Below are 26,375 nucleotides of genomic sequence, written 5' to 3' on the forward strand. Positions count from 1 at the left end.
GAAACTGATGTTGAGCTGGAATAAGGCTACCCGTTGCCGTTGCCGTTGCCGTTGCCGTTGCCGCCGTCACCTTCACCGGGATCGACCGCCGGGGCGGTGATGGTGACCGACAGGGGCGGAGAGGCGTTCGACGTGCGCTGGTCGCCGCCGGAGCAGAGACCCTGGTAGGTGGCGATCAGCTGCTTGCCCACAGCATCGCCGATCACGACCTGCGCGTTGCGCTGGCTGGCCGGGAAGTTCGGCCCCCCGCCGGCGAAGGTGCCGTTGGTGAGCGAGACCACGTACCCCGAGAGCGTCGTGCCGCTCGGGCAGGTGAATCCGGTTCCCCAGGAGATCGTCACCGTGCTGCCGGCAACGGGGTCACCGGTCATGATCGGGGTGTCGCTCGGCACCGGCAGCGCGGTGCGGGCGCCGTACACGGTCAGCGCGATCGCGCGCGTGACGTCGACGTTGCCGGAGGGCTCCACGTTGTACACGCGGCCGACCTCGGCATCGGTGGGTGCCGGGTCGCCGTTCACGCAGGTGATCTCGCTGGTGAAGCCGTTGTCCTTGAGAGTGCTGGTCGCGGTCGCGCAGTCCATGCCCTGCAGGTTGAGGGCGCTCACGTCGACTCGGGTCGGCTCGGGCTCCGGAGTGTCGGATGGCGTCGGCGGCGGCGTGGTCTGCGTGGTCGTCGGCGGGTCCGAGGGCTTGTCGTCACCGCCGCCCTGGTTCATCAGGGCGAAGACGGTGCCGCCGAGCACGATGACGAGCAGCGCGATCAGGGCGACGAGCGGCCAGGTCCACGGGCTGCGCTTCTTCTTCTTGTTCTCGGTCTCTTCCGCCGCGTCGGCGCCCGTGGGCAGCTGGGCGGTCGTCGGAAGGATGCGTGTGGTGCCGTCGTCGCCGGTGGCGGTGAGGAGGCGCGTGGCGTCGTCGTCCGCAGCGAGTCCCCCGGTGGCGATCGCGGGCACGGCGATGGCCGCGGAGTTCAGATCACCGCGACGCAGCGCCTGCGCGGCGCGCGCCACGGTGGCGGATGACGACGGACGGTCGCTCGGCTTCTTGGCGATCATCGCCATCACGAGGTTCTGCACCGGGATCGGCACCGTCGGCGGAAGCGGCGGTGGCTGCTCGTTGATCTGCGCCATCGCGATCGCGACCTGCGATTCGCCCGTGAACGGACGCTTGCCCGCCAGGCATTCGTAGGCCACGATGCCGAGCGAGTACGTGTCGGTTGCGGGCGAAGCCGGGTGACCCGATGCCTGCTCCGGCGACAGGTACTGCACGGTTCCCATGACCTGTCCGGTCGCCGTCAGCGGCACCTGGTCGGCGATGCGGGCGATGCCGAAGTCCGTGATCTTGACCCGGCCGTCCGGTGTGATCAGCAGGTTTCCCGGCTTGATGTCCCGGTGCACGAGACCGGCGGCGTGCGCCGCCTGCAGTGCGGATGCCGTCTGGGCCACGATGTCGAGCGTCTTGTCGGCGCTGAGTGCGCCGTCGCGCTCGAGCACGGTCGACAGGGCTTCGCCGGGCACGAGCTCCATGACGAGGTACGCGCTGCCGTTCTCCTCGCCGTAATCGAAGACGCTGGCGATGCCCTCGTGGTTCACGAGAGCGGCGTGACGTGCCTCCGCACGGAAACGCTCGAGGAACCCGGGGTCCCCCATGTATTCGTCCTTGAGGATCTTGATCGCGACGGTACGTCCGATGACGTGATCCGTCGCCTCCCACACCTCGCCCATGCCGCCGATCGCGATTCGCGACAGCAACTCGTAGCGACCACCGAACGACACACCCTGCGTCGGCCTCATCTGCCCAGCACCGCCTCTATGACCTTCTTCGCAATCGGAGCGGCGATCGTGTCGCCCGACCCTGATTGTCCCTGACCGCCGCCGTCTTCGACGACGACTGCTACTGCGACCGCCGGGTCGTCCGCGGGGGCGAACCCCGTGAACCACAACGTATGCGGCTTGTTTCCGTTCTCGGCTGTACCGGTTTTACCCGCCACGTTGACCCCGTCTATTCTTGCACCCTGCGCCGCGCCCGTAGAGACGCTCGCGACCATGGCGTCAGTGACCTCGTCGGCCGTATCCGCTTCCATCGCGCGGCCGAACTCACTGTTGTCGAACGCCCGGATGACCGAGAGGTCGTCTCCGATCACCGCGTCGACCATGTGCGGGTTCATGACGACCCCGTCGTTGGCGATTCCCGCGGCGACCATCGCGATCTGCAGAGGAGTCGCGGTGACCTGGCCCTGTCCGAAACCGGTCAACGCCGTCTGCGCATCATCGAGTGCGCGCGGGTAGCTGGAGGGCGTCGAGGTGAGCGGAATATCGAAGCTCTTGTTGAAACCGAGCTTCTCGGCCATCTCGCGGATCGCGTCGTCGCCGAGTTCCACGGCGAGCTCGGCCATCGGGATGTTGCAGCTGAGGCGGATGGCCTCGGCGATCGTCACCGTGGCTCCGGGGCCACAGGCGCTGCCCCAGGCGTTGGACACCTTGTTCGACGACCCGGGGAGCGTGTAGGAGGCAGGGTTCGGGAGCGTCGACTGGGGGGTCCAGTCGCCGCTCTCGAACGCGGCAGCGGCCACGACGATCTTGAACGTCGACCCCGGCGGGTTGAGGTCCCCGGCGATGGCGCGGTTCGAGAGCGGCTTGGACGGGTCGGCGGCGAGCTGCGCGTAGGCGGAGTTCGCCGCATCCGCATCGTGGGTCGCGAGCAGGTTCGTGTCGAAACCGGGCGTGGAGACCAGGGCGAGCACGCGTCCGGTCTTCGGCTCGATCGCGACCACAGCCCCGGTCAGGCCGTCGAGCGCCTCGTAGGCCGCGCGCTGCGCCGCGGTGTCGAGCGAGAGCTCGACGCTGAAACCGCGCTGCGGCTGCCCCGAGATGATGCGCTCGATCTCGGCGAAGAAGGCGTTGGAACCGGTACCGGACAGGTCGGTGTTCATGGCCTGCTCGATCCCGGTGCGGGAGTCGAGAGCTGCGTTGAAGTAGCCGGTGACCGGCTCCCACATCGTGGCATCCGCGTAGACGCGCTGGAACTGGTACTGGTCATCGCTCGGCACCGACGTCGCGATGGCGGTGCCGTCGACGATGATCGATCCACGCTGGATCTCGTAGCTGTCCAGTCGCGTGCGCTTGTTGTTCGGGTCCTGTGCCAGGGTGTCGGCTTCGACGACCTGGATCCAGCTGGTCGCGGCGAACAAGGCGATGAACATGAACAGCATCACGATGCTGAGGCGGCGGAGTTCACGGGTCATCCGATCACCACCCGGGGCTGGCGGCGGACGCCGTCGGAGATGCGTAGGAGCAGCGCCACGATGATCCAGTTGGCCACGAGCGAGGAACCTCCTGCGGCGAGGAACGGCGTGGTCAGGCCGGTCAACGGGATGACCCGGGTGACGCCGCCGACCATGATGAACACCTGCAGCGCGATCGTGAACGAGAGTCCCGTCGCGAGCAGCTTGCCGAAGTCGTCCTGACCGGCGAGACCGATGCGCACACCGCGGCTGACGAAGACCATGTAGAGGCACAGGATCGCGAAGAGCCCGATCAGGCCGAGTTCCTCGCCGAGGCTGGTGATGATGTAGTCGCTGTGCGCGAGGGGTGTGACCTCGGGGCGCCCCTGACCCCATCCGGTGCCGATCAGGCCGCCCCGAGCCAGGCCGAACAGGCCCTGCATCGGCTGATAGCCCGCGCCATCCGGGTCGACCTGGTTCGGGTCGAACAGGAACAGCCAGTTGATGAAACGTCCGCGCACATAGCTGAGGATCTGCGTCGCGACGGCGACGCCGGCGACCACCAGGGTCAGACCGATCACGACCCAGCTCGTCTTACCCGTTGCCACGTAGAGCATCGCGACGAACATGCCGAAGATGAGGGTTCCGGTGCCGAGGTCGCGCTGCAGCACGATGATGCCGAGCGAGATGGCCCAGACCACCAGCACCGGGCCGAGCTCGCGCATGCGCGGCCAGGTCATGCCGAGGAAGCGCGTGCCGACCGAGGTCAGACTCTCGCGGGTGCGCACGAGGTAGCCGGCGAAGAAGATCGCGAGACAGATCTTGGCGAGCTCGCCGGGCTGGAACGCGAAGACGCCGCCGAGCGACACCCACACCGCGGCGTTCGCATCGGGGATGCGCAGCCCCGGCACGAAGGGCAGGAGCAGCAGCAGGATGCCGGCGAGGCCGAAGATGTAGGTGTAGCGGAAGAGGATGCGGTAGTTGCGGAGCGCGATCACGACCGCGATGGCGCCGGCGAGCGAGATCGCCGTCCACGCCAGCTGCTTCGTGGAGTACGCATCCCATCCGGTGTTCTTGAACGCGATGTCGATGCGGTAGATCATCGCGATGCCGAGGCCGGTGAGCAGCGTCGCGATCGGCAGCACGAACGGGTCTGCGTCGGAGGCCACGGCCCGCAGCACGAAATGCAGCGCGAATGCCAGCACCGCCAGGCCGCCGCCGATGCCGAGCACGACAGGGTCGATGACGCCGAGGGCGCCGAGCTGCACCAGCGTCAGCGAGGCACCGGCGATGGCGCAGGCGAACAGCAGCAGCCAGAACTCACGATTGCGCTGCGTCTGGGGCAGGCGGATGCGCTTGAGGGCCTTGATGACGCTGGTGTCGGCGGAGACATCGGTACTCATCCGTCACCTCCGGCAGGTGTCTCGGTCGGCATCGGCAGGGGCGTCGGCGTGAGGGTGGGGGTCGGCAGCGCGTTCGCGTCGGCCCCTGCGCGCAGCCGATCGACGATGGCCATCGCATCCGACAGCGAGCGCGCCGAGATCGTGCGCTCCACCGAGGCGCGCTGGTACTCGGGCAGGTTCGCGAGCAGGATGTCGGTGTCCTGCACCGGTGTGGAGAGGGTGATCGGCCCGATGTTCTGCTGCACGCCCTGGAAGATCACGACGCTGTCGTCGTCGGCGCCGATGAAGTAGCGCGTCTGCGTCCAGCTGTAGGCGGCGAAGGCCGCGAAGCCGAGCATGGCGATCACCACGAGCACACCGGCGATCCAGCCGAGGCGGCGGCGCTTCGCACGTCGACGGTCCTCTTCGATGAGCTCCTCGAGATACTCGGCCGCGGGTTCGAAGTGGCTCGGCTCGTTCGCCGCCTGGCGCACCGGGTGCAGCCAGTTCGAACGGGCGGGGCGGGCGGAGGGCACCAGCACGCCGGGCGGGTTCGACGCAGCACCGACGATCGTCGGGGTGCCGGAGGAGAGCGGGTGGTGTCCGCCCACGTCCACCAGCACGATCGTGACGTTGTCGGGCGCTCCGCCGTCGAGGGCCTGCTTGAGCAGGTTGTCTGCCGTGCGGCCGGGAGCCATCCCCAGGCGCATGGCCTTGAGCACGCGCGTCTCGTCGACCACGCCGGAGAGGCCGTCGGAGCACAGCAGCCAACGGTCGCCGGGCTGCGTGTGCATCACGAACAGATCGAGCTCCGGGTCGGAGTCCATGTCGCTGAGCACGCGCATGAGCACGGAACGGCGCGGGTGGTAGCGCGCCTCCTCGGGGGTGATGCGACCGGAGTCGACCAGGCGCTGCACGAACGTATGGTCGGTCGTGATCTGCGTCAGAGCATCGTCGCGGTACAGGTAGATGCGCGAGTCGCCGATGTGGCCGATGACGGCGTAGTCGTCGACCATGATGATCGCGCTGACCGTGGTGCCGAGGCCGGCGAGCTCGGGGCGCTCCTTGGCGGCGCGGATGAGGTCGCCCGCGGCCATGGTGACGGCGGCCTGCAGCGATGCCTGCGCATCCTCGGTCGAGGCGTAGCCCTGGTCGAGCGGCTCGAGGTGCTGGATCGCGATGCTCGACGCGACGTCACCGCCGGCGTGGCCGCCCATGCCGTCGGCGACGGCGAACAGGTTCGCTCCCGAGTATCCGGAGTCCTGGTTGTTGGAGCGGACCTTCCCGGTATGGGAGATCGCAGCGCTCGAGCCTTCGAAGACCATGCCGGGGTCAGGCTCGCAGCTCGAAGGTCGTGGCGCCCACCTTGATGGGCGTGCCGAGCGAGAGGGTGACGGGGGAGCCCGAGACCCGCTGACCGGCGACGAAGGTGCCGTTGGTGGAGTCGAGGTCCTGGATCGCCCAGCTGTCGCCGCGCAGCATGAGTCGCGCGTGGTGACTGGAGGTGTAGTCGTCGCGGATCACGAGAGCCGACTCGCTGGAGCGGCCGATCGTGAGGGAGTCGGCGCCGAGAGGAAGCTCCAGCCCTGCCTTGGGCCCGGACGTGATGACCAGCCGCTTCGCCGTCGCGATCGTCGCCGGACCGGTCGAGGGCTTCGCGGACGCCGGCCGCGGGGCCTGCGCGGGGGCCGGGGTCGCACCCGCGGCAGGAACGCCACCCGCCGTCGCCTCGACGGGAAGCTTGCGCACCTTCACCCCGAACAGGTCGGCGCGCAGGGAGTAGATGACGCCGAAGACGAAGAACCACAGCACGATCAGGAAGCCGATGCGCAGCAGGAGCAGGACGAGTTCACTCATGACAGGGCTCCGAACGCCCGGGTGGAGTCATCCGTCGGACGGGAAGGGGATGCGACAGGGACGATCTTGAACACCAAGTCGGTGCGGCCGATCGTGATCGTGGTGTCGCTGGGGAGGGCTGCTTCGCGGAGCTTCTGCCCGTTGACCTTGGTGCCGTTGGTGGAGCCGAGGTCGCGCATCATGGCGCGCTCGCCGTCCCACAGGATCTCGGCGTGCTTGCGACTGGAGCCGGCATCCGCGATCGTGATGTCGGCATCCGTCCCTCGCCCGATGACCGTACGGGCGCGGGTGATCGAGTGGCGACGCCCGTCGACATCGACCACCGCCTGCCAGCTGACGCGGCCTTCGACGGTGCCGGAGCTGACGCGCACGGTGCCGGTGGCGACCTTGTCATCCGCTTCGAGCGTGATGGCGAGCGGGCCGGCGAAGCTGTACCCCTGCGCCTTCGCGTGCGCGGTGAGCAGAGCGTGCAGCTCGTCGGTCAGCGCGCCGCCGAGGCCGCGCATGCGGTCCGCGTCGTCGGGGCTGAGACGCACGACATAGCTGTTGGGCGCGATGATGCGATCGCGGCTCACGACCGCGGCCTTCGTGTCGGCTTCCCGCCGGAGTGCCGAAGCGATCTCCACCGGCTGGATGCCGCTGCGGAAGGTCTTCGCGAAGGCGCCGTTCACGGCGCGCTCGAGACCCTTCTCAAAGCTGTCAAGTAGTCCCACTGGGCTCCTCTGGCATGCCAACTGGTAGGGACATCGTAGCCAGGTGACCTGGAAGTGCGCCCCGCAGCGGCGCTGTGGGGCGAAATCCGGGCGCGTCCACGGCCCAGAACTGCGCGATGCTGCGCTGATTTCTCCGCGCTCCAGACGCGTGATATCCTCGCAAAGTTGAGTTCTTCGGAGCGAGACGCTCGCGCGAGTGGCGGAATGGTAGACGCGCTGGCTTCAGGTGCCAGTGTCCTTATGGACGTGGGGGTTCAAGTCCCCCCTCGCGCACAGCGAGATGAAGGGCCCGGTCCGGTGGGATCGGGCCCTTCGCCGTTTCCGGACACGTCCGTGGCCCGTCCTCTCACAGCTCTACGAGGCCGGCCTTGACGGCGGCGATCAGCGGCGGAGGCGACCTGGATGCCCGGCCAGTCGCGGACGACGAGCCGGTGCTAGGTTCAGGGCATGTTCGAGACGATGGTCTTCAGTTGGGATCACGCGTTCCCGCTTGAGCAGTACGGTGATGACGATGAGCCCGACATCCGCGACGTGCTACCGGCCGGGCTGGTCGCGCGTCTGACCGAATGGGGCGAGCGCTTCGATGCCGCATGGGACTACGAAGTCGCACTGTTCCGACACAAGCAGGATCGTGAGGAACTCGACCGGGAGTTTCGGCTGCTCGCGGCTGAACTTCGAGCGCTCGGCTATCCGTTCACGGAACGGGCGTGGTGGCGTGAGCTGCAGGAACCCTCGTGGAAGCCAAGCTCCTGATCATCCCCGTGCACGGCCGCGAGGGCGACAGGCATCAGCGTCACCGAAGGTGTGGGGGAACCTTCGCGCGGAGGATCTCGATGAGTTCCGGGTCCATGAAGCCGTAGTCGTCGCGGATGCCGAGGGCCACGACACGGGTATCGCGCAGCTGTGGCATGAACCGTCGGCTGATCTCCGCCTTGTGCTTCTTCTCCATCGCGATGACCACGTCGGCCCAGTCGAGGTCCTCGGCGGTGAGGATCTCGTCGGCGTCAGGTGCGAGGCCGGCGGAGGCGACCTGGACGCCCGGCCAGTCGCGGAAGACGTTCTCGGCCGTGGGGCTGCGCAACCGGTTCCGGCTGCACACGAAGAGCACGTTCATCCCCACAGGTTAGGGGGTTCGAGTGCTGTTGAATCCCCGGCGCCGAGGCTGACGAGCGATCACTCACGGCACGCGAAGCTCGCGGATGGGTTCTCGTCTCGCCGCGACGATGGCGGGGAGCAACGCAGCGGACGTGGCCGTTCCCATCGCGAGCACGCACACGGCGATGGTGAACTCGGCCCCTGGCAGCGGGTCGCCGCCGACGGCGAGCACAGCGCTCGCCGTCGTCGCTCCGATCACCACGCCGATAAAGGCGAGCCCCGCGGTCTGTGTGAGCAGCAGGGACATGATGAGCCCACGGGTGGCGCCCAGTGCGCGACGGCGACCGAAGTCCTTCCGTCGCATCATCACGAGCGCGTAGAGGAGTATCGCCACAAGAGCCCCTGTGACTGCCACCATCACGATGACGAGTCCTCGGGAGAAGGAGCCCAGCTGGCCTTGGATCAGGCTTCTCAGCTCCGCGAGTTCTTCGGACGTCTGCACGCTGACCTTCGTCGTATCGTCCGCGGCGAGAACGGAGAGGACAGCGGTGGACACGGGCGCCACGAGGTCGGGTTCCTCAGCGATGACGACGAGTGCACTCACCGGTTCGTCTCCTGCTGCCCCTGGCTGTGAGACCAGGACGAGTGGTTCGAAACCGGCGAGGAAATCGGGCGTCGTGATCCGCCCTGCGACAGGGTACGACGCTCCTGTCGTGAGACTGATGCCGCCGGCTCCGTCGACGAGTCCGAGCTGCTCCAACGCGAGTGGTGAGCCGTACGCCGTCGGCGCGTCGGCGGCAGGAACGCCCAGGTAGTCGAGCCGGCTCCCGTACGCGTACCTGACGGGTACGCGCGTGCCACCGGGAATCGCAGCGTTCGTGGCATCGATCGCGGAGGAGAACGCGCCGGCCCACTCGATGCCCGAGATGCCCGAGATTCGATCGAGGACGTCGGAGGTGACGCCTGCTCCCGGCTCGGCGCGAACCACGATGGACCGGGTGCCGGCGGAGTCGATGGAGGCGATCACGCGCTGTTCCGCGCCCACGGTCCGTCCCGTCGTCAGCATGACGGTGAGCACCATGCCGGCGACCATCAGAATCGTGACGATGGACGCAACCGGCTGGGAGGCCGCTGTCGACATCGCTTCTCGCGCGATGGCGATGCCACGGGATGCCGTCTTCATCCCAGTCTCATCTCGAGATCGCACGCCTCTGCCACGGCGGGATCGTGAGTCACGACGATGACGGTCGCGCCCGCTGCGGCACGGTCGCGCAGCGCGTGGACGACCATCCGGCTCGTGGCCGGGTCGAGGTTGCCCGTCGGCTCGTCGGCGAGGATGATCGACGGCTCGCTGAGGAGCGCTCTGCAGAGTGCGATGCGTTGCGCCTGCCCACCAGACACCTGACCGGGCTTGCGATGCGCCGGCACATCGACACCGAAGCGCTCGAGCAGTTCGCGCGCTCTGCCGGCCAGGTCGGCGCGCTTCTGTCCGCGGTACAGCGCGACCTCGGTCACGTTGTCGAGCACGGTGCGCGTCGCATCCAACGCGGCGTCCTGGAACACGAAGCCGAAAGTGTCCGCGCGCAGCCGTGCTCGACCTGCGTCATGGAGGTGTGTCACGGGCACGCCGTCGACAGAGACCTGACCGGTGGTGGGCTTCAGCATCAGGCCGAGGAGATACAGCAGCGTGGACTTCCCCGTGCCGGAAGGTCCGGTGATGCCCGTCATGGAGCCGGCCGGGAAGTCTGCCGACCAGCTGTCGAGCACCGTCCGATCGCTTCGTCCGTACTCGAAGGTGATCTCGCGAGCGACGAGAGGGTGCATAGTCACTGAGTCGGCTCCCTGCCGGGAACGCGAACATCCATCCCTTCATCCACGCCTTCGATGACGCTCATGCCTCGCGCCGAAGCGATGACCTTCACAGCGAGCCTGTCTCCGGATCTCGCGATGACGGCGACGTGGCCATCGGCACCTGTCACCAGCGCGGCCGACGGCACGACCAGACCCGAGACCTCCTCGGCTGTCACGATGACAGAATCCAGGAGCGCCTCACCGTTGACGGGGATCTGGGAGCACCCGTCGCCGCAGATGGACCCCCCGTCGAGAGGATCCAGGGAGATGTCGATCGAGCCGGACTGGGAGTCGACGACCTGCTTCCCCGCCGCAGCCGTCCAGAGGTCTCCGCTGGGGGAGGTGATCTTCACTCGAGTGCCCGTCGGCATCGTGGCGGCCTGGGCCTCGGTCACCGGTACCCGGAACTCCGGTGCGGTCGAGAGGGCGCGGACGACAGGTTCGCCGCCGGTCACGAGGTTTCCGCGAGTGATCACCTCGTCGTCCAGGGATACGCGCGTGGGAAGGTCCGGTACGTAGATGACGTCGGAGACGTCGACGACACCGGTCTGCTCCACGTCGAGCGCCTTCTGCCAGGCGCGGATGGCCTCGACGGTGCGCGCGCCAGCGATGCCGTCCATGGCTCCGCCGTAGTGCCCGAGGACGGCGAGCATGCTCTGCAGCTGCGCGACGTCAGCGCCCTCGGCATCGAGGCCGATCGCGCGGAACGCAGGAACGTCCCCTTGGCCGATGACGACCGGGCGTTGATCCACGCGGTACAACACCTCACCGGGGCCCACCTCGGCGCCCGGTTCGAGGGGCGCCTCTGTCACGACTCCGACTGCTCGATTGGAACCGGCAGGAACCGGAGTCCATTTCGCGACCGTGTTGAGCTTCGTCGTCGATCCCACAGCGCCCGACTGCACCTTCACGTAGGTGTAGTCCGCTGCCTCGAGTGGGTCGTCGGCGGGAGTGAGGACGGATGAAGCCGCCCAGCCGATGGCGCCGGCGGCGAGGACGGCCAGAATCATCGCGACGACGAGGAGTGGTGTTCGACGATTGGTGGGGATCCGCGCTCCGCGGCGATCGTCACCGGAGGTCGTGCGGGGGCCATTCTCCATGCGTGGTCAACGTCCGTTCGTGAGCTTCCAGTCGTCGATGCTGACCCCGTCCCAGAGCACTTCGCCGGGCGCTTGCTGCGGGCAGGCATCCTCCAACTCCGTCCACGCCTGATTGAAGTTGTCTTCCGCCACGGCGAGGGAGACCTGCGCAAAGGGGAAGTACGGGTCAGAGAGCCACGAATCGACGAACACGGACTCACTGGGCGGATCCGAGATGGAATGCCCGCGGTCCTCGAGGCAGGGGATGACGAAGTCGACGGTCCAGGCGTACTGCAGACGGATCTGCTTGTCGGACCAGGTCCTCGTGTACCTCTCCGGCACGGGGTACTGCACAGCGCAGGTGTACTGCGCGAGCGCGAAAGCCGCCTCGTTGCCGGACGGGACGTTCACTCCGCCGTTGGACTCCGTCGGGTATCCGGCCTCGGCGAGGCAGTCCCGGAGCGCAGCATCGCGTTCGGGGGTGTCGACGTAGCGCACGACCTCGACAGCCGGCGGATCCTCGACGCCGTAGTACTCGGCCCACTGTTCAGCCTGGCCGCGGAGGTAGTCAGGCGACCCGGGGTCCGTCGTCGCGTCGGAGCCGGGCCGCTCGCCTGATGCGGAGCAACCGGCGAGCAGGACGAGGCAAAGGGCGGCACCCACGAGGGCACCCTTCCGCGTCTCGGCGAGACTCACGAAGCGCAGCTCGCTCCGATGATGGAACGCTTCTTCGTCATGAACACCCTCCGACTTTCTAAGTAATGTGCCCACCTTTATTTTGTGATGTTAGCGCATCCACTGAACGCACGGCGAAGGTCGGCCTCTGCCGGAAGAGGGGGTGAGGGGCGGCGAGTGAGCAACATAGGCTGAATACCCGGATGTGACTGTGGGGCTCAGCTACACACATCGGCCAGAGGAAGATCTCCATGACTGAACGCAAGATGCCGCAGCTCAAGCAGCAGCGCTCGATCGACACTCGGGACGCTCTCCTCTCCGGTGCCGCACGCGTGTTCGCCCGCGCGACGTACGCCGAGGCGCGCTACCGTGATGTCGCAGTGGAGTCCGGCGTGAGCGAAGGGGCTCTGTACTTCCACTTCCGCAGCAAGGCGGACCTCGCACGGGCCGTCCTCGATGAGCAGCAGGAGCGTATGACATCCGTGCTGGTGCGTGTCGAGGAGGAGCCGGGCACCGGACGCGCGCAGCTTCTCCGGTTGATGAGGGATCTCGGAGAGCTCATCGCGCGGGATGAGGTGGTCCAGGCCGGAATCAGACTTGCCGGCCAGCCGTCCTCGGAGGTCATGGCAGAGGCGAGCGAGCCGTACCTGGAATGGGTCCGTGTCACGCGGACATTCCTCGAGCGAGGCCTCGAAGACGGGTCCGTCCGTTCAGATGCGGACATCGACCTGCTCGCCGAGCTCTTCAACACCGTCTTCGTCGGGTCTCAGGTGTTGTCCGGTCTGGAGGACGGCTGGAAGTCGTTGCCCCAGCGCATGCAGCGACTCATGCCGACGCTGGAGGCGCTGCTCGCCGAGTAGTGCCTGCCGCGGGGTGCGTGGCTCCGCCTTGCATGAAGCTCTCTGCCGGTGCTTCGCTCAGGAAGCGGGCTCCACCGCGATCACCGAGACGGTCGCCGGGCCGGTGGGCGCGGTGTAGGTGACGTCGTCGCCCACATATCTGCCGTTGACGGCGGCGCCCAGCGGTGAGCGCGGCGAGAGGGCGCGATCGTCGGCCAGAACAGTACGGTCGCCGAGGAGGAAGGTGTCTGTGCTCCCGTCGGCGAAACGGATGGTCACGAGCATCCCCGGCTCCACCAGACCGTCGTCGGGCTTCACCGTCACGTCGGCGTTCCTCACGAGCGCGCGCAGCTCGATCACACGCGCCTTCTCGGCGAGGGTCGCCTCGCTCCCCTTCTCCTCCAGAGCCGCGATCTCCGCCTCCAGGGCAGCGAGCGTGGCGGGCGGCATCCATACGGCGGGCGTGGTCATGGCAGATCGATCCTTCGGTACGGGGAGCCAGCAGGCGTAACCACCGACCATATCGAGTCGCAGCGGGAAGTCAACATCGTCTCGGCGGGTGCCAGGCAACGCATCGCGCCCTGGCGGCTGATACCAGAGCGCGATGCATCGGCCCGCTGATCAGGTCAGGGGCTTGTCTTCCACCACGGTTCCGGCAGATCACGCCACCATGCTCGTTCCGTGAACGGGTAACCGAGAGCGCGGAGTTCAGCTGCCAACTGCCGAAACCACGGGGCACGGTCGCCTCTGGGTCGTGTGGCTCAGAACGTGTCGAGGGCGACGAGGTTGTTGGCGCCTTGACCATCCGCGTGGGTGCGGAGGTAGGGCTCTCCCCGGCCGGGCCGCACGACGGCGACTCGCACGCGATCCCCGCCTGAGCCCACGGAGGCTTCGCCGCCCTTGACCTCGACCCAGGCGACGAGTGAGGGCTTGTCGATCTCGCCGACCTTTCCCGATTCCGGGTTCACCCAGCGGTATCGGATGATCTCGTCTGCCGTGCGGACTGTGCCACCGAACCGAACATGCGTGATCTCGATTGCCATCACGGCCCCCCATCGCATCACCGCGCCTGTCGCGGACGAGACCCAGTCTTCGTGAGCGCGAGGCTGCGACGGGCGGGTCGGTCGCGGCCCTTTCGTCAGTCCCACGGAATCCTTACCGATTCCCTCGGCAGGAGTCGCTCGTCCGAAAGCCGAAGTTTGTTAGCCTTACCTAAGTAGACATTCGTTCTGCGCATCCTCCGCTCCGAGAAAGGCTCCCGACGTGCCCGCACGCCTCCGACGCCCCGCGACCACCCTCTTCGCCCTCGCCGCTTCCGCCGCGCTCCTGCTCACCGGATGCGCCGCCGCGCAGCCCGCCGATGCGGAGAGCACGACCGCGCCCTCCGGCACCCACGAGGTGCAGCACGCGCGCGGCACGACCGAGGTGCCTGACGACGTGCAGCGTGTGGTGACCCTCGAGCCGCTCGAGCTCGACACCGCAGTCGCCGTGGGCATCACCCCTGTCGGTGCGGCCGTGGCGTCGAACGTCGCCGGGGCCCCGGCCTACCTCGACGTCACGGGTGTCGAGGGCGTCGGCACCGTCCCCGAGCCCGACCTCGAAGCCATCGCCGCGCTCAAGCCCGACCTGATCCTCGGCACCGAGGCACGGCACTCCGCGCTGTACGAACAGCTGTCGGCGATCGCCCCCACGGTCTTCATCGCGACGCAGGCCGACCCCTGGCGCGACAACGCGGTGCTCATCGGCGAGGCACTGAACCGCGAAGACGAGGTCACCGACCTTCTGGCCGCGGTCGACGAGCGCTGCACGAGCCTCAAAGACGAGTACGCGGTCGACGGCGAGACGGCGCAGCTGATCCGCCCGCGCGACGAGACCACATTGAGCCTCTACGGCCCGGTGTCGTTCGCGGGAAGCCTGCTCGAGTGCGTCGGCTACACGATCCCCGCGCAGGACTGGGCGGACGGTCTGCAGGCCGACATCTCTCCCGAGAACATCCTCGACGCGCAGGCCGACCACGTGTTCGTCACGGCGACCGCCGTGGATGACGAATCCGCCGTTCCCGCCGCCATCACCCAGAACGCCGCGGCGTTCCCGTCGGTGACCCTCGTCGACACCAGCTACTGGGTCTCCGGCGTCGGACCGAAGGGCGCGCAGGCCGTGCTCGACGACATCGAGAAGTACCTCGAAGCGAACCGTTGACACTTCTCGCCCGAGCCGGCGCGGAGTCCGTTCCGCGCCGGCGACGTGCGAGGCGAGCAGCGACGGGAGCCGTGGTGCTCGTCGTCGCTCTCGCGCTCGCCGTCGTGCTCTCGCTGTTGATCGGCGCGAATCCGATCCCTCCGTCGGCGCTGTGGGATGCGCTGCACGGGCGTGGCGACGCGGAGACGAACTACGTGCTGTTCGAGCTGCGGATCCCGCGCACGGCGGTCGGCCTCGTCGCCGGCGCGGCTCTGGGCGTCGCGGGCGCCCTGATCCAGGCGTTCACACGCAATCCCCTCGCCGACCCCGGCATCCTCGGCGTCAACGCCGGCGCCGCGCTGGCGGTCGCGCTCGGCGTGGCCTTCCTCGGTCTGCGTGATGCGTCGGAGTTCATCTGGCTCGCCTTCCTCGGCGCGCTGGTGGTCACCGTGGCCGTCTACCTCGTCGGCTCCTCGGGTCGTGGCGCGGCGGATCCGCTCCGGCTCACGCTCGCCGGTGTCGCGCTCGGGGCCGTGCTGTCGGGCATCACCACGGGTCTCACGTTGAGCGACCCCGAGGCGTTCGACTCCATGCGCAGCTGGAACGCCGGGTCCCTGCTCGGCCGCGGCTTCGACGTGCTGCTGCCGATCCTGCCCTTCCTGCTGTTCGGGTTGGTGATCGCGCTCGGCCTGACCGCCGGTCTCAACGCCGTCGGTCTCGGCGACGACATCGCTCGCGCGCAGGGGGCGAACGTCCTCGGCATCCGGATCGGCGTGATCGTCGCCGTCACCCTGCTGGCGGGCGGCGCGACCGCCCTTGCCGGGCCGATCTCCTTCGTCGGACTCATGGTGCCGCACGTGATCCGCTGGACCTTCGGGGTCGACCAGCGCCTCATCATCCCGCTCTCCGCCGTGCTGGCCCCTATCGTCGTCCTTCTCTCCGACGTGCTCGGCCGCGTCATCATCGCCCCCGCCGAGGTGCCGGTGGGGATCGTGACCGCTCTGGTCGGAGCGCCCGTGCTCATCGCCCTGGCCCGACGACGCAAGGCGAGCAGCCTATGACCTCCCCCCGCTTCCCCTCGCTCACGGTCGGCCCGCGGCGTGTGCTCCTCCGGCTCGGACCCGTACAGGCGCCCCTTCGCGTGCGCAGCATCCTGGTCGCCGGCGCCTGCATCGCTGCGACACTGATCCTGTTGATCCTGTCGCTCGGACTCGGATCCTTTCCGCTCTCTCCCGGCGAGGTCGTCACCGTGCTCTTCGGGGGCGGCGACGGCATCGAACGCACGGTCGTGATGGAGTGGCGGCTGCCCCGCGCGCTCGCGGCCATCACGCTGGGCGGTCTCCTTGCGATCGCCGGAGCACTGTTCCAGACCGTCACCCGCAACCCGCTCGCCAGCCCCGATATCCTCGGGCTCTCGAACGGCGCGTTCACCGGGATGCTCCTCGCTCTCGTGTTCGTGTCGGCCGGGGTCTCCGCCCGCACGATCGGCGCACTGGTCGGCGGTCTCGCGACTGCCGCCGTGATCTGGCTGATCGCCGTACGCGGCGGTATCCAGGGGTTCCGTCTCATCATCGTCGGGATCGGCGTCTCGGCGATCCTGGCCTCGCTCAACACCTGGATGCTGCTGCAGATCGAGCTCGAGACGGCGATGTTCGCGTCGGCGTGGGGCGCGGGCTCGCTGAACGGTGTGACCGCCGAAGGACTGGGAGTCGCGTTGCTGTGTGCGGCGCCGTTCGTGGTCGCAGCCGGACTGCTCGGTCCGCGGCTGCGTCAGCTCGACCTCGGTGACGACGTCGCGGCGGCCACGGGCTCCCGGCCGTCCGTGGTGCGCACGATCGCGCTCCTCATCGGAGTGGTGCTGGTGGCGGCCGCCACGACCGTCGCCGGACCCGTCGCGTTCGTGGCGCTCGCGGCCCCGCAGATCGCGCGCCTGCTCGCGCGCACCCCCTCGCTGTCGATGCCGCTCTCCGCACTGGTCGGAGGGATGCTGCTGCTCGCCTCCGACCTGGTGGCGCAGCACCTGCTGCCCGTCACGCTCCCCGTCGGCGTCGTCACCGTGTCGGTGGGTGGCGCCTACCTCGTCCTGATGATCATCCTGGAGATCCGACGCCGTGCCTGACCTCGATTCCCCCGCCGCCGCATCCGCCCGTCTGAGAGCCGAGCGGATCAGCCTGTCGTACGACCGCACCGAGATCGTGCACGAGCTGACCACCGACATCCCTCCCGGCTCGTTCACGGTGATCATCGGCGCCAACGCCTGCGGCAAGTCGACGCTGCTGCGCGGATTCTCCCGTCTGCTCTCGCCCTCGCGCGGCGAGGTGGTGCTCGACGGCAGGTCGATCGCGAGCTATCCCGCGAAGGAGGTCGCTCGCCGACTCGGCCTGCTTCCTCAGAGCGCCGTCGCGCCGGACGGGATCACGGTGACCGACCTCGTCGCCCGCGGCCGCTATCCGCATCAGAGCCTGCTGCGGCAGTGGTCCGATGACGACGAGGCCGCCGTGCGTGACGCGTTGGAGGCGACAGGGACCAGCGATCTGGCCGGACGCACCGTCGATGAGCTGTCGGGGGGCCAACGCCAGCGGGTCTGGGTGGCGATGGTGCTGGCCCAGCAGACGGATCTGCTGCTGCTCGACGAACCCACGACGTACCTCGACGTCGCGCACCAGGTCGAGCTCATGGAGCTCTTCGCGGAGCTGAACGCGCAGGGCAGGACGATCGTCGCCGTGCTCCACGACTTGAACCACGCGGCGCGCTACGCCTCGCACATCATCGCGATGCGCGAGGGTCGTATCGTCGCGGAGGGTGCGCCGGAACAGGTGATCACCAGCGAACGCGTGCACGAGGTCTTCGGGCTGGCGAATGTCGTGATCGCCGATCCGGTCACGGGCGGGCCGTTGGTCGTGCCCCTGCGCGGCACCTCGAAGAAGGAGAAGGGTTCATGAGCACCGAACGTCCCTGGGCCTACAGCGCCTTCCCCGTGCATGTCGTCTCGCGAAAGGTGCTGAGCCCCGGCTTCGTGCGGCTGACGTTCGCCGGCGACGCCCTCGAGAACTTCGCCACCTGGGGAACCGACCAGCGGATCAAGCTCGTCCTGCCTCTGCCCGACGGATCGCTCGCCGACTTCGGTCTGCTCGAGGAACCGACGCCCCACCCCTCGGACTGGTACACCCGGTGGAAGGCGCTGCCGGAGGGCGAGCGCAACGTCCTGCGCACCTACACTCCGGCGGCGATCCGTCCGGAGCAGCAGGAGCTCGACGTGGACTTCTACCTGCACGAGCCTGCGGGTCCGGCATCCGCCTGGGCGGCATCCGCCGTTCCGGGCGACGAGGTCGTGATCACCGGTCCCGACCGGCGGATGGGGTGGACGGGCTACGGGCTGCACTGGGCGCCGGAAGACGCACGCAGGTTCCTGCTGGTCGCCGACGAGACCGCCTTCCCCGCCGTGAGGTCGATCCTCCAGACGCTGGATGCGGCGGAGGTGGTCGACGTGATCCTGGAATGCCAGGACGCAGTGAACGACATCGTGTCGGCGGATGCGCCGGCGAAGGCGCGTATCCGGGTCGTCGCGCGCGGTGACGGCGATGTCTCCGGTGCTGAACGCGCCGTATCGGAGTGGAGCGCCGAGCACGGGCCGGCGGTGCGCGACGACCCCGCGTTCTACGCCTGGATCGCGGGGGAATCGGGCACCACCGCGCGCGTCCGTCGTCACCTCACCTCTGCCGTCGGCATCCCGAAGGAGCGCGTGTCCTTCCTCGGCTACTGGAAGATCGGCGGCCCGCTCGTCGGCTGACCTCAGTGACCGGCATCCCACATCGTGTACGAGATCACGCCGACGGGAAGAGTATCGAGCGGCTCGATCAACTCGCTCTCGGTGCCCGCGAGACGCCCCGTCTCGACGGAGACGAAGACGGTCTCGACCCGCTCGGGGATGGTGGATGCGACCCGCAGGCCGATGACGTCGCGCCCGAGGCGGTCGGTCGTCTCTCCGAGCACCTGCACGCCGCCGGCGTCGACGAGCATGCGCAGCAGCGTCGCGTGCTGGGCGTCGCTCAACGTCCAGTACTGCATCAGGCCGGCGATGGCGGCGAGCAGCTCACCGGATGACGATTCCGGGGTGGCGCCGAAGACGGCCAGTGCGGGCTCGAGATCCTCGGGCGCGCTGCCGGAGAGAGTCGCCGCCGCTGCGGGGAGCGTGAAGTCCTCCGGGGGGATGACGACCTCGTCGATCAGGTCCCCGGGCTGGTACTCGCTCGGTTCGACATCGGCAGGGCGCTCGGCATCCGACCAATAGGAGTCGCCCGCGACGATCGTGCTCGTGGCGGTCTCGCCCGGCGCCCACACGAACGTGATGTCCTGAGGGACCACTTCGACGTGGCCGGCTTCCATCTCGACGCTCCAGCCCCAGCTGACGGAGCGGACCCTCGACTCCTGTGCGACGTCGGGCGGCGCGAGCAGTGCCTGCTCGGCGTCATCCACGACCTGAGCCAGCGACCCGGAGGCCCGGTACTCCAGCGGCGGCGGTGTGAGCGCGACGGCCTGACCGGTCGGGGACAGCACGTTCACGGCGATCACCACGGCGGCCGCGGCCGTCGCGACAGCGGTCGTGAGGCCAGTCCAAAGGAGTGTGCGTCGGGCGCGCTGCGGGCGCGGGCGGCCCGTACCCCGGATGATGCTCTCGCGGATCGCGATGTGTGCCGCGGAGAGTCCGGTGGTGTTCTGTTGCGGTGCAGGATGGGCGGCCCGGAAGAGGCGGTCGAGCTCGTCGACGGAGATGTTCACGATCCTTGTCCACCGCCTTCCAGCTGCTCGCGGAGCTTCGCGCGTGCTCGTGTGAGTGTCGTCCACACGGCGCTCTGACTCGTGCGGAGCACTTCGGCGACCTCGCCGGCGCTCAGGTCATCCCAGTACGTGAGCACGACGATCTGTCGCTCTCGCGCGCTGAGTGCGATGAGTGCCGTGCGCAGCGCGAGCACCTCTAGGGGATCGAGCTTCTCCGACGGTGTCTCGAGCCCGCGGACCAGCGCCTCGAGGGCGAGATCGCGAGATCGGACGCGTCGGGAGCGATCCCGCAGCTTGTTGTTCGCCGCGCGCAGGAACCAGGTGAGGGGCATCGGGCGATCCGCATCGAGCTTGCGCCAGGCCACCGTGAAGATCTCGGCGGTGATCTCGTCGACCTCGTCGCCGTCGTCGATGTAGCACGAGAGGTGGCGATGCACCCGCGGCCAGTAGTCGTCGAAGAGGCGCCGGAAGACGACTTCTCTGCTCTCTGTCCCGAGCGGGCTCGCGGCTCGGGTCGTCGCGCTCTTGTGGCGGCGCCGAGAGACCTGGCGAGCACCCGTCGACGTGCCGGAGGAGGGCGAGACGCTGGCGAAGGCGATCCGCAGCGTACCGACGGCCCCGAACCCGAACATGGGGACCTCGCTCACGATGGTGGGATTGCTCGACCAGACTAACGGCCCACACGCAGCGCTATAGGAGGCAGCGCAGGTTCGTGGTGCCGCCGGGCAGGTTCACGGTCGCCCCAGGGCCGGCGGTTCCGAGCACGGTGCTGGCGCCCTTCCGCGCCTGCACCGTGCCGGACGAGCGCGCGTTGGCGATCGAGCCAACGGTGCTCAAAGCCGCGGTGCTCACCGTCGTGCACGTCGCCCAACTGAGCTTCGTGCCGCTCCTGTTCGCTCCGGCGTATGCACAGTACGATCCGGTAGCGCAGGAGCCGACGGCGCGGGAATCGGGCGATGGAACAGAGAGTTCCAAACCGAGTTCCGGCCAGACCACGGTGTGCGCATCGATGACGGTGCCCCCCGGCACCGCATCGATGGCGTACTGGACATCCGGATGGACGGCAGACTCCTCACTCGCGCGGGCGGGCGTCGCGCTCCCCATCGCGATGTCACTGCCCACGGCAAGATCCAGAGGCCCCTTTTTCATGCTCGTCCATTCGGGTGTCGAGAGTTGCTGATGATGCGCTTCTCATCACACCGCTGCGCAGGCCCCTGTTGCGACAGAAGACGCGCGCCCTTTCGGATGACGAACCACTTCCTTACCGACGACATTTCCTGCCGTGCCGTCGCGGTGGCACGGCGGCCCCGAGCCGCTCCGGCACCGGCAGACTGGGGGTGGACCATCCGCAGATTTCCGGAGAAGTGATGAATCAAGAGCAGCCCCGCAGAGCGCCCAGTCAGGCCGTCCTCACCGTGCAGCGGGTGGAACAGGTGAGCCCGGATCTGATCCGGATCACGGCGGGCGGTGACGGATTCGCCGACTACAACGACAACCTCTTCACCGACAAGTACGCCAAGATCCTCTTCTCCGATCCGCGACACGGGCTGACTCCTCCCTACGACCTCGCACAGCTGCGCGCCGAGGAGCCCGAGAAGCTCCCCACGCGACGCACCTACACGATCCGCTCGGCCGATGCGGAAGCGCGGCAGATCGTCATCGACTTCGTCGTGCATGGTGACGAGGGCGTCGCCGGCCCCTGGGCGCGCGCCGCTCAGCCGGGTGACACGATCGTCGTCAGCGGCGCCGGCGGCGGCTATCGTCCGGATGCCGCCGCGCCCTGGCATCTGCTGATCGGAGACCACACCGCTCTTCCGGCGATCTCCTCCGCCGTCGAGGCGATGGATGCCGCGGCGCAGGGCCATGTGCTGCTCAGCGTGGCCGATCCGGCGGATCGCATCCTTCCCGCGGTGCCCTCGGGTGTGAGCATCCGCTGGACGCAGGACGACGACGAACTCCTCGCCGCCCTTGCCGACCTGCCCTGGGCCGAGGGCACTCCGGGGGTCTTCGCGCACGGTGAGCGCGGCACGATCAAAGAAGTGCGCGCTCTGCTGAAGCAGCGCGACGTGCCGCGGGAGTCGCTGTCGATCTCGGCCTACTGGGCGCGTGGACGTGCGGAGGATCAGTTCCAGGCGGAGAAGCGGGAGCCGATCGGGCAGATCGAGTAGCCGACCTGTCAGCGCAGGTCGGACACGTTCGCGACGACGGTGGCGTAGAGGTCGGCGATGCCGGCCAACGCCGAGCGGTGCAGCTGTTCCGCCGGCACGTCGCCCGCGACGGACGGCAGGCTGCGCGTCGCCGTCGCCGCAGCGACCACGGTGGGGCGGTTTCCGCGACGGTCTTGCCGCGCGGGCGCATCTCAGCCGCAGCTCCTTCACCCGCGCGTTCCGCGCCCTGAACGCAACTTCACCGGCTAACCCAGGTGCCGCGACCAGAACTCATCCTCTGCCCAGTCTGCAGGGATGCCCATGCCGGCGAGGTTCATCGGCGGTCGGGTGCTGAGCAGCTGATGCAGTCGCCGCGCCCAGGTACTCCGGGGCGACACCATGTCGAGCACCGACTGGAGTGACACCAGCACTGGGTAGAGGCGTTTCTCTGAGCGTGTCGGTAGTGCAGCATCGCCCTTCAGCCAGGAGATCGCAGGTGAGGCTGGAATCGCGGGGTACACACCCAGACCGACGTTCCAGAGTCGACCGTGGTGGGCGCAGATGTTCCGAACACGCACGTAGGTGCGAAGCCACGACGTCAGCACCGGATCGTTGAGGCCGAGACGCCTCGCTATGGCAGTCCGATCGGCACGTACGCGCAGGTTGTCGATCACGTTGTTCAGTTGACCGAGGGTGAGGGTCTCCACCATCAGCCACGAAGGCGGCAGCTCGGGCTCACCGTAGGTGAGTAGGTAGTGCTCGAGCGCTGAGCGATAGACAACGCTGGAGGGGTGGCTGATTGGCTCCGGGGTGCCGGCGAGACGAGTATCGGAGGTGTCGCGCACAATCTTGAGGAGACCCGTGTGCTTCCCGTGGTTCTGAAAGTGGGCAGCTTCGACGTACCAGTGAGGGTCTTCGTATGCGGTTGACATGTGATCCGTCAGCGCCGCGCGCACCGCGACTTCGACCCGCTCCAACGCATCCATCACCAGCAATCTGAGCGCCCGGTCGAAGACGTAGATATCCAGTACGTCATCGAACGCAACCCCAGCGCGGAATGCATGGTCGGGCCGACCCCGTTGGAACGGGATCGTGTACGGCGAGAGCCGGAAGTAGCCGATGTGCCGCAGGTACCGCGCGGCCCGTTCGCGATCCGGTATCTCAAGCCCGCGTTCAGCCAGCCGAGTGACGAGGTCGTCCAGGCTCAGTGCCGGCTTGTCGTAGATCAGAGCGCCCCGAGGCCGGGGTGGTCGGGGCATCGATGCTCCTCTGGCAGGGAGAGAAAAACCTCCCAAGTGCGCATCCAGGAGAGGCGTGGGAGGTGTAGTGGTACGAATGTAGCACGGAGGTGGGACAGGGCGCTGGGTTGTGTGCAGACCGGTGCCGTGGGTCGGTGCACTTCCGCCGAGGCTCCGCCAGCGGCCGAGCCCCTGCTCACCGATCGCGAAGAGCCTGAGCGATGAGCGCGCGCACCTCGGCTGAGGTCGAGTCCGTCGAGTACGGCTCCCAGCGGTCGAGCTGCTCGAGGGTCCACTCCCAGTGCGCGGCGCGCAGCACGATGGGCAGCGGATGGTGCTGCGGGGGCCATCCGTACTGATCCCGCTCGCCGTCGAAGGCGGCGGACGCCCGCCATCCTGCATCGCGGACGCAGGAGCCGGCCATCGTCGTCATCACGACGCCGTCGACCACATCGATCGCCATGCTGTTGTCGACGCAGCCGTCGACCCGCCACCAGAGGTGGACCGGGATCTCGATCGTCACGTACTCCATGGCTCCATTCTGTCTCCCCTGCTTGTATCGTGTTCAGAGCACAAGTTGTGATAGACATATGGCACAACTTGGAGATCGGAGACGAGATGTCACAGAGTGAAGCACCTACATGGGGCCTGATGGATCTGGTGAGAGCGGCGTTCTCGCTGCCGCTGTTCTCGCTGTTCCTCGCCGCGGTGGTCGTCGCCGTGATCCTGATCTTCGCGTCCCGGCCGCAGCTCGCCCTACGCGAGGCGCAGGGCGGGAGCGCGGAGCTGCTCAGAACCGTCCAGGCGCGCTACCGCAGCGAGCGTGTGGTGCTCGTGATCGCCGCGATCCTGGTCATCGTCGTCTTCGCCGTTGAGAACGTGCTGCGCGGCTACGTGCTGCACCTGGGGGAGCTGCTGCCGTGGTGGCGCTTCGCGACGGCGCTCTTCGTCGCCGCGCTGGGCCTCGGCGTCGTGGCGGCGATCGAGGTGCGCGGTGCGAAGCCCTCGGAGGTGCCTGTCGTGTCCGGCGCTCGGCGTACCTGGACGAGCTTCGGGCCGCGGATCGGGCTCATCGGGGCAGTGGTCGCGCTGGTCGCCATCGTGGCGACATCGATCGCGGCGGGGCTGGCTGCCTATGCCGACAGCCGAGGTGATTCCGCATGGCTCGAGATCCCGATCCCCAACGAAGAGGCGATCGATCCCGTCCGGGTGCATTTCTACGGATGGACCTACGGGGTGCCCGTCCTGATCTGCGTCGCTCTTCTGGCTGCGGTCACCTGGGGTGTGCTGCATGCCAACGCGGCGCGACCGTACATCCGCCCGGAGACGGTCGCCGCCGAGCGGGACGCGCGCCGTGCCGTGGCGCGGGATGCCGTACGCGTTGCGACCGCCGCGATGCTGCTGGGGCTGGCAGGTGCGTGGCGGCTGATCGCGAGCAACGGCACCGGGTCGGAGCTCGTGATCGAGGGTCAGAACGGCGGCGCCCCCTACGAGGCGATCTGGCGCTACGCAGAAGTCGCGGCGGTGGCGGGCTGGGCTGCGCCGGTGCTCGAAGTCCTCGCCTTCGCGCTGCTGCTGCTCGTCGCCGTGCGGCTCCGTGCGCCCAAGGTCCCGGCAGGAGCGGAATCCGACATGGCCGATGTGGAGGTCGTGCGGTGACCGCGTCTCCGATCCTGTCGGCGGCCGACGAGGGGAGTCCTACGCAGGACATCTATCGGCAGCTGCGCGGGCTCATCGTGTCGGGTCAGCTCGGCGCGAACGAGCGCCTGCCCACCGTGCGCCAGACCGCGGCCGACCTCGGCGTCGCCGCAGGGACGGTCGCCAAGGCGTACAAGATGCTCGAGCATGACGGACTGGTGGTCACTCGCACCGCCGCCGGCACGCGCGTCGCGGAGTCGGCGGGGCTGCTGCCGGCATCCGTGCTGAAGCGCATCAGGGATCTGGTGGCAGAAGCGGCCGGCACCGGCGCCGCACAGGACGACGTGATCGACGTGCTGCGGGCGGTCTGGCGGGCGGAGGCGGGGGTGGCGCCGGAGGCCAAGTGAGCAACCAAGGTTGACAAGCGGGGGATTAGCAACGTAGGTTGACGACATGGAATCCGTTCAGATCGCCGATATCGCCGCCGATACCTCCGACCCGCGCGCAGGCTTGCGCGCCGTCGCCTCGCTGCGACGTCTCGCCGACACTCTCGAACTGCGGCAGGTCGAAGCGGCACTGCGTGCGGGGATCGGGTGGCAGGGCATCGCCGATGCGCTCGGCGTGACGAGGCAGGCCGTCCACAAGAAGCACGCGAAGCGGATCGACCCCTCGATCGAGATCCCGAGGAGGAACGCATGAGCAAGCTCATCCGCGCCGCCGCGACGAGTCAGACCCTCTCGCTGGCGGCCATGGAGGAGGCGTCCCGGTTCGGACTGCGGGATGCCGACATCGAGCACCTCTTCCTCGCACTGACGATCGACGCGGGAATCGGAGGCCAGGTGCTGCGGAGCCTCGGTATCACCCTCGATGCGACGCGCGCGGCGATCGAGGAGCAGCAGGCGGACCAGCTGGGTTCGCTCGGCGTGCAGGCTGACAGTACCGGCGGCCGCATCGTCTATCCGGAGACCGGAGGATACGACTGGACGGAGCGGGTGCTCGCGGTGATGAGGGCGGCCGTCTCCGGGGACCGTGATGGTGATTCGGCCGCCGTGCTGCGCGCGCTCCTCGCCGAGCCCAGCGGACTCATGACGGATCTTCTCGAGCGGATGGACGTGGAGCCCGAGCGCATCATCGACGCGCTCGACGACGCCGCAGCGATGATCGCTGAACACCGGAGGACGGCGGGCGAGCAGCCCACCATCCACGGCACGCACACGGCATTCGTGCCGGCGGATCCGCTCGACGTGTGGACGCTGCTGGCCGACGGCGTACGCCTCGCGGAGTGGGAGCCGACCATCGGGGAGGTCGTGCGGAGGGATGCCGCGACCGGTCGCTGGGAGGCGCGGACGCGTACGGAGGGCTCTGGTGGCAAGCCGCTGAAGATCCGCGACGGCATCCGTCGGCAGTACGCCGAGTCCGTGCGGAGCGAGCGGCCGTCGCACGTCACCTGGCACTTCACGTACCCCGATGAGCCGCGATCGAATGCGCGCGTCGTCTCAGTCGAGATCGAGCCGGCCGCGGGAGGAGCGCAGCTGCGTCTCTCGTTTGGGTGGGAGCTGCACGCGAGTCGCCGCCGCCGGAGGGTCATGGGGGCACTGCTCAGGCCGGTTTTCCGTTTCCTGTGCTTCGTGCAGCTGACGCAGATCGCCGCGGGCATCAGTCGCGCGTTCCGCTGACCGCT

At 68.3% G+C, this 26,375-nt stretch carries 31 protein-coding genes and 1 tRNA gene; 13 read left to right on the plus strand and 19 right to left on the minus strand.

Annotated elements, in window-relative coordinates; translation table 11 throughout:
* Window positions 1-26: 26 nt before the first annotated feature.
* Genes KZC51_RS02820 through KZC51_RS02845 form a run of 6 tightly spaced genes read right to left on the minus strand, consistent with a single transcriptional unit; the run spans window position 27 to window position 7,175 of the window.
* Window positions 27-1,793, minus strand: a complete 1,767-nt coding sequence (locus KZC51_RS02820) for a protein kinase domain-containing protein (protein WP_247628499.1) — start codon at window positions 1,791-1,793, stop codon at window positions 27-29.
* Complete coding sequence (locus KZC51_RS02825; protein WP_247628500.1) at window positions 1,790-3,244, minus strand: peptidoglycan D,D-transpeptidase FtsI family protein; 1,455 nt, start codon at window positions 3,242-3,244, stop codon at window positions 1,790-1,792. The genes KZC51_RS02820 and KZC51_RS02825 overlap by 4 nt, the downstream gene beginning before the upstream one ends.
* Window positions 3,241-4,626, minus strand: coding sequence for an FtsW/RodA/SpoVE family cell cycle protein (locus KZC51_RS02830; RefSeq protein ID WP_247628501.1), 1,386 nt, complete (start codon window positions 4,624-4,626; stop codon window positions 3,241-3,243). The genes KZC51_RS02825 and KZC51_RS02830 overlap by 4 nt, the downstream gene beginning before the upstream one ends.
* Window positions 4,623-5,930, minus strand: a complete 1,308-nt coding sequence (locus tag KZC51_RS02835) for a PP2C family protein-serine/threonine phosphatase (RefSeq protein ID WP_247628502.1) — start codon at window positions 5,928-5,930, stop codon at window positions 4,623-4,625. The genes KZC51_RS02830 and KZC51_RS02835 overlap by 4 nt, the downstream gene beginning before the upstream one ends.
* 7 nt (window positions 5,931-5,937) lie before the next feature.
* On the minus strand, window positions 5,938-6,462 hold the full coding sequence (locus KZC51_RS02840) for an FHA domain-containing protein FhaB/FipA (RefSeq protein WP_247628503.1): 525 nt from the start codon (window positions 6,460-6,462) through the stop codon (window positions 5,938-5,940).
* Window positions 6,459-7,175, minus strand: a complete 717-nt coding sequence (locus tag KZC51_RS02845; protein WP_247628504.1) for an FHA domain-containing protein — start codon at window positions 7,173-7,175, stop codon at window positions 6,459-6,461. Before KZC51_RS02845 ends, KZC51_RS02840 begins: the two co-directional genes overlap by 4 nt.
* Window positions 7,176-7,365: 190 nt before the next feature.
* On the opposite strand from KZC51_RS02845, the gene KZC51_RS02850 reads away from it, so the two are divergent.
* Window positions 7,366-7,448 (plus strand) — tRNA-Leu (locus KZC51_RS02850).
* Between the two features lie 174 nt (window positions 7,449-7,622).
* Window positions 7,623-7,928, plus strand: coding sequence for a hypothetical protein (locus KZC51_RS02855; protein WP_247628505.1), 306 nt, complete (start codon window positions 7,623-7,625; stop codon window positions 7,926-7,928).
* Between the two features lie 40 nt (window positions 7,929-7,968).
* Here KZC51_RS02855 and KZC51_RS02860 read toward each other — a convergent pair whose 3' ends face one another.
* The 5 genes from KZC51_RS02860 to KZC51_RS02880 form a co-directional block, all read right to left on the minus strand.
* Entirely contained in the window at window positions 7,969-8,289 is a 321-nt protein-coding gene (locus KZC51_RS02860; protein ID WP_247628506.1) for a low molecular weight protein tyrosine phosphatase family protein, read from the minus strand.
* A gap of 63 nt (window positions 8,290-8,352) precedes the next feature.
* Window positions 8,353-9,453 (minus strand): ABC transporter permease, encoded by a 1,101-nt coding sequence (locus KZC51_RS02865; protein WP_247628507.1) that lies wholly within the window; start codon window positions 9,451-9,453, stop codon window positions 8,353-8,355.
* The gene (locus KZC51_RS02870) at window positions 9,450-10,094 is read right to left on the minus strand and encodes an ABC transporter ATP-binding protein (protein WP_247630574.1); all 645 of its coding nucleotides are present in this window, start codon (window positions 10,092-10,094) and stop codon (window positions 9,450-9,452) included. Before KZC51_RS02870 ends, KZC51_RS02865 begins: the two co-directional genes overlap by 4 nt.
* A gap of 2 nt (window positions 10,095-10,096) precedes the next feature.
* Window positions 10,097-11,221 (minus strand): peptidoglycan-binding domain-containing protein, encoded by a 1,125-nt coding sequence (locus tag KZC51_RS02875; protein WP_247628508.1) that lies wholly within the window; start codon window positions 11,219-11,221, stop codon window positions 10,097-10,099.
* Window positions 11,222-11,227: 6 nt separating this feature from the next.
* Window positions 11,228-11,863: a hypothetical protein gene (locus KZC51_RS02880; RefSeq protein WP_247628509.1), complete on the minus strand. Its 636-nt coding sequence runs from the start codon at window positions 11,861-11,863 to the stop codon at window positions 11,228-11,230.
* 263 nt (window positions 11,864-12,126) lie between these two features.
* Between KZC51_RS02880 and KZC51_RS02885 the strand changes: the two genes are divergently transcribed.
* Window positions 12,127-12,735: a ScbR family autoregulator-binding transcription factor gene (locus tag KZC51_RS02885; protein WP_247628510.1), complete on the plus strand. Its 609-nt coding sequence runs from the start codon at window positions 12,127-12,129 to the stop codon at window positions 12,733-12,735.
* A gap of 57 nt (window positions 12,736-12,792) precedes the next feature.
* Here the strand turns inward: KZC51_RS02885 and KZC51_RS02890 are convergent, their stop codons facing one another.
* Window positions 12,793-13,185, minus strand: coding sequence for a GreA/GreB family elongation factor (locus tag KZC51_RS02890; RefSeq protein WP_247628511.1), 393 nt, complete (start codon window positions 13,183-13,185; stop codon window positions 12,793-12,795).
* Between the two features lie 290 nt (window positions 13,186-13,475).
* Window positions 13,476-13,757 (minus strand): DUF3892 domain-containing protein, encoded by a 282-nt coding sequence (locus KZC51_RS02895; RefSeq protein WP_247628512.1) that lies wholly within the window; start codon window positions 13,755-13,757, stop codon window positions 13,476-13,478.
* A 220-nt stretch (window positions 13,758-13,977) separates the two neighbouring features.
* Between KZC51_RS02895 and KZC51_RS02900 the strand changes: the two genes are divergently transcribed.
* The 5 genes from KZC51_RS02900 to KZC51_RS02920 all read left to right on the plus strand — a co-directional run bounded on the left by KZC51_RS02900 (window position 13,978) and on the right by KZC51_RS02920 (window position 18,682).
* Window positions 13,978-14,913, plus strand: coding sequence for an ABC transporter substrate-binding protein (locus KZC51_RS02900; protein WP_247628513.1), 936 nt, complete (start codon window positions 13,978-13,980; stop codon window positions 14,911-14,913).
* Between the two features lie 74 nt (window positions 14,914-14,987).
* On the plus strand, window positions 14,988-15,953 hold the full coding sequence (locus KZC51_RS02905; RefSeq protein ID WP_247628514.1) for an iron chelate uptake ABC transporter family permease subunit: 966 nt from the start codon (window positions 14,988-14,990) through the stop codon (window positions 15,951-15,953).
* On the plus strand, window positions 15,950-17,011 hold the full coding sequence (locus KZC51_RS02910; RefSeq protein WP_247628515.1) for a FecCD family ABC transporter permease: 1,062 nt from the start codon (window positions 15,950-15,952) through the stop codon (window positions 17,009-17,011). The genes KZC51_RS02905 and KZC51_RS02910 overlap by 4 nt, the downstream gene beginning before the upstream one ends.
* A gap of 31 nt (window positions 17,012-17,042) precedes the next feature.
* The gene (locus KZC51_RS02915; RefSeq protein WP_372491791.1) at window positions 17,043-17,834 is read left to right on the plus strand and encodes an ABC transporter ATP-binding protein; all 792 of its coding nucleotides are present in this window, start codon (window positions 17,043-17,045) and stop codon (window positions 17,832-17,834) included.
* The gene (locus tag KZC51_RS02920; protein ID WP_247628517.1) at window positions 17,831-18,682 is read left to right on the plus strand and encodes a siderophore-interacting protein; all 852 of its coding nucleotides are present in this window, start codon (window positions 17,831-17,833) and stop codon (window positions 18,680-18,682) included. The genes KZC51_RS02915 and KZC51_RS02920 overlap by 4 nt, the downstream gene beginning before the upstream one ends.
* Before the next feature lie 2 nt (window positions 18,683-18,684).
* Here KZC51_RS02920 and KZC51_RS02925 read toward each other — a convergent pair whose 3' ends face one another.
* Genes KZC51_RS02925 through KZC51_RS02935 form a run of 3 tightly spaced genes read right to left on the minus strand, consistent with a single transcriptional unit; the run spans window position 18,685 to window position 20,793 of the window.
* On the minus strand, window positions 18,685-19,671 hold the full coding sequence (locus KZC51_RS02925; RefSeq protein ID WP_247628518.1) for a hypothetical protein: 987 nt from the start codon (window positions 19,669-19,671) through the stop codon (window positions 18,685-18,687).
* Window positions 19,668-20,318, minus strand: coding sequence for an RNA polymerase sigma factor (locus KZC51_RS02930; protein WP_247628519.1), 651 nt, complete (start codon window positions 20,316-20,318; stop codon window positions 19,668-19,670). Before KZC51_RS02930 ends, KZC51_RS02925 begins: the two co-directional genes overlap by 4 nt.
* A 43-nt stretch (window positions 20,319-20,361) precedes the next feature.
* Window positions 20,362-20,793, minus strand: coding sequence for a hypothetical protein (locus tag KZC51_RS02935; protein WP_247628520.1), 432 nt, complete (start codon window positions 20,791-20,793; stop codon window positions 20,362-20,364).
* Between the two features lie 245 nt (window positions 20,794-21,038).
* On the opposite strand from KZC51_RS02935, the gene KZC51_RS02940 reads away from it, so the two are divergent.
* Entirely contained in the window at window positions 21,039-21,839 is an 801-nt protein-coding gene (locus KZC51_RS02940) for a siderophore-interacting protein (RefSeq protein WP_247628521.1), read from the plus strand.
* Between the two features lie 8 nt (window positions 21,840-21,847).
* On the opposite strand, the gene KZC51_RS02945 is transcribed toward KZC51_RS02940, so the two are convergent.
* The 3 genes from KZC51_RS02945 to KZC51_RS02955 all read right to left on the minus strand — a co-directional run bounded on the left by KZC51_RS02945 (window position 21,848) and on the right by KZC51_RS02955 (window position 23,588).
* Window positions 21,848-21,988, minus strand: coding sequence for a hypothetical protein (locus KZC51_RS02945; protein ID WP_247628522.1), 141 nt, complete (start codon window positions 21,986-21,988; stop codon window positions 21,848-21,850).
* A gap of 96 nt (window positions 21,989-22,084) precedes the next feature.
* Window positions 22,085-23,077, minus strand: coding sequence for an Abi family protein (locus KZC51_RS02950; RefSeq protein WP_247628523.1), 993 nt, complete (start codon window positions 23,075-23,077; stop codon window positions 22,085-22,087).
* Window positions 23,078-23,252: 175 nt separating this feature from the next.
* Entirely contained in the window at window positions 23,253-23,588 is a 336-nt protein-coding gene (locus KZC51_RS02955) for a hypothetical protein (protein ID WP_247628524.1), read from the minus strand.
* Window positions 23,589-23,707: 119 nt separating this feature from the next.
* On the opposite strand from KZC51_RS02955, the gene KZC51_RS02960 reads away from it, so the two are divergent.
* From KZC51_RS02960 to KZC51_RS02975, 4 genes are read left to right on the plus strand one after another with little or no spacing between them, the layout of a single operon-like run.
* A complete protein-coding gene (locus KZC51_RS02960) occupies window positions 23,708-24,715 on the plus strand; it encodes a hypothetical protein (RefSeq protein ID WP_247628525.1) in 1,008 nt (335 codons plus the stop codon).
* Window positions 24,712-25,101, plus strand: a complete 390-nt coding sequence (locus KZC51_RS02965) for a GntR family transcriptional regulator (RefSeq protein ID WP_247628526.1) — start codon at window positions 24,712-24,714, stop codon at window positions 25,099-25,101. The genes KZC51_RS02960 and KZC51_RS02965 overlap by 4 nt, the downstream gene beginning before the upstream one ends.
* Window positions 25,102-25,147: 46 nt before the next feature.
* Window positions 25,148-25,393, plus strand: a complete 246-nt coding sequence (locus KZC51_RS02970) for a hypothetical protein (protein WP_247628527.1) — start codon at window positions 25,148-25,150, stop codon at window positions 25,391-25,393.
* A complete protein-coding gene (locus KZC51_RS02975; RefSeq protein WP_247628528.1) occupies window positions 25,390-26,370 on the plus strand; it encodes an SRPBCC family protein in 981 nt (326 codons plus the stop codon). The genes KZC51_RS02970 and KZC51_RS02975 overlap by 4 nt, the downstream gene beginning before the upstream one ends.
* Window positions 26,371-26,375 lie beyond the last annotated feature (5 nt).

This window comes from Microbacterium croceum (assembly GCF_023091245.1).
In the GTDB taxonomy this organism is placed as follows: domain Bacteria; phylum Actinomycetota; class Actinomycetes; order Actinomycetales; family Microbacteriaceae; genus Microbacterium; species Microbacterium croceum.

Bases quoted from the DNA above. Each gene is read 5' to 3' on its own strand.
- KZC51_RS02820 (WP_247628499.1), bottom strand. From the start codon at position 1,793: ATGAGGCCGACGCAGGGTGTGTCGTTCGGTGGTCGCTACGAGTTGCTG.
- KZC51_RS02825 (WP_247628500.1), bottom strand. From the start codon at position 3,244: ATGACCCGTGAACTCCGCCGCCTCAGCATCGTGATGCTGTTCATGTTC.
- KZC51_RS02830 (WP_247628501.1), bottom strand. From the start codon at position 4,626: ATGAGTACCGATGTCTCCGCCGACACCAGCGTCATCAAGGCCCTCAAG.
- KZC51_RS02835 (WP_247628502.1), bottom strand. From the start codon at position 5,930: ATGGTCTTCGAAGGCTCGAGCGCTGCGATCTCCCATACCGGGAAGGTC.
- KZC51_RS02840 (WP_247628503.1), bottom strand. From the start codon at position 6,462: ATGAGTGAACTCGTCCTGCTCCTGCTGCGCATCGGCTTCCTGATCGTG.
- KZC51_RS02855 (WP_247628505.1), top strand. From the start codon at position 7,623: ATGTTCGAGACGATGGTCTTCAGTTGGGATCACGCGTTCCCGCTTGAG.
- KZC51_RS02860 (WP_247628506.1), bottom strand. From the start codon at position 8,289: ATGAACGTGCTCTTCGTGTGCAGCCGGAACCGGTTGCGCAGCCCCACG.
- KZC51_RS02865 (WP_247628507.1), bottom strand. From the start codon at position 9,453: ATGAAGACGGCATCCCGTGGCATCGCCATCGCGCGAGAAGCGATGTCG.
- KZC51_RS02870 (WP_247630574.1), bottom strand. From the start codon at position 10,094: ATGCACCCTCTCGTCGCTCGCGAGATCACCTTCGAGTACGGACGAAGC.
- KZC51_RS02875 (WP_247628508.1), bottom strand. From the start codon at position 11,221: ATGGAGAATGGCCCCCGCACGACCTCCGGTGACGATCGCCGCGGAGCG.
- KZC51_RS02885 (WP_247628510.1), top strand. From the start codon at position 12,127: ATGACTGAACGCAAGATGCCGCAGCTCAAGCAGCAGCGCTCGATCGAC.
- KZC51_RS02890 (WP_247628511.1), bottom strand. From the start codon at position 13,185: ATGACCACGCCCGCCGTATGGATGCCGCCCGCCACGCTCGCTGCCCTG.
- KZC51_RS02895 (WP_247628512.1), bottom strand. From the start codon at position 13,757: ATGGCAATCGAGATCACGCATGTTCGGTTCGGTGGCACAGTCCGCACG.
- KZC51_RS02910 (WP_247628515.1), top strand. From the start codon at position 15,950: ATGACCTCCCCCCGCTTCCCCTCGCTCACGGTCGGCCCGCGGCGTGTG.
- KZC51_RS02920 (WP_247628517.1), top strand. From the start codon at position 17,831: ATGAGCACCGAACGTCCCTGGGCCTACAGCGCCTTCCCCGTGCATGTC.
- KZC51_RS02940 (WP_247628521.1), top strand. From the start codon at position 21,039: ATGAATCAAGAGCAGCCCCGCAGAGCGCCCAGTCAGGCCGTCCTCACC.
- KZC51_RS02950 (WP_247628523.1), bottom strand. From the start codon at position 23,077: ATGCCCCGACCACCCCGGCCTCGGGGCGCTCTGATCTACGACAAGCCG.
- KZC51_RS02955 (WP_247628524.1), bottom strand. From the start codon at position 23,588: ATGGAGTACGTGACGATCGAGATCCCGGTCCACCTCTGGTGGCGGGTC.
- KZC51_RS02960 (WP_247628525.1), top strand. From the start codon at position 23,708: ATGGATCTGGTGAGAGCGGCGTTCTCGCTGCCGCTGTTCTCGCTGTTC.
- KZC51_RS02970 (WP_247628527.1), top strand. From the start codon at position 25,148: ATGGAATCCGTTCAGATCGCCGATATCGCCGCCGATACCTCCGACCCG.
- KZC51_RS02975 (WP_247628528.1), top strand. From the start codon at position 25,390: ATGAGCAAGCTCATCCGCGCCGCCGCGACGAGTCAGACCCTCTCGCTG.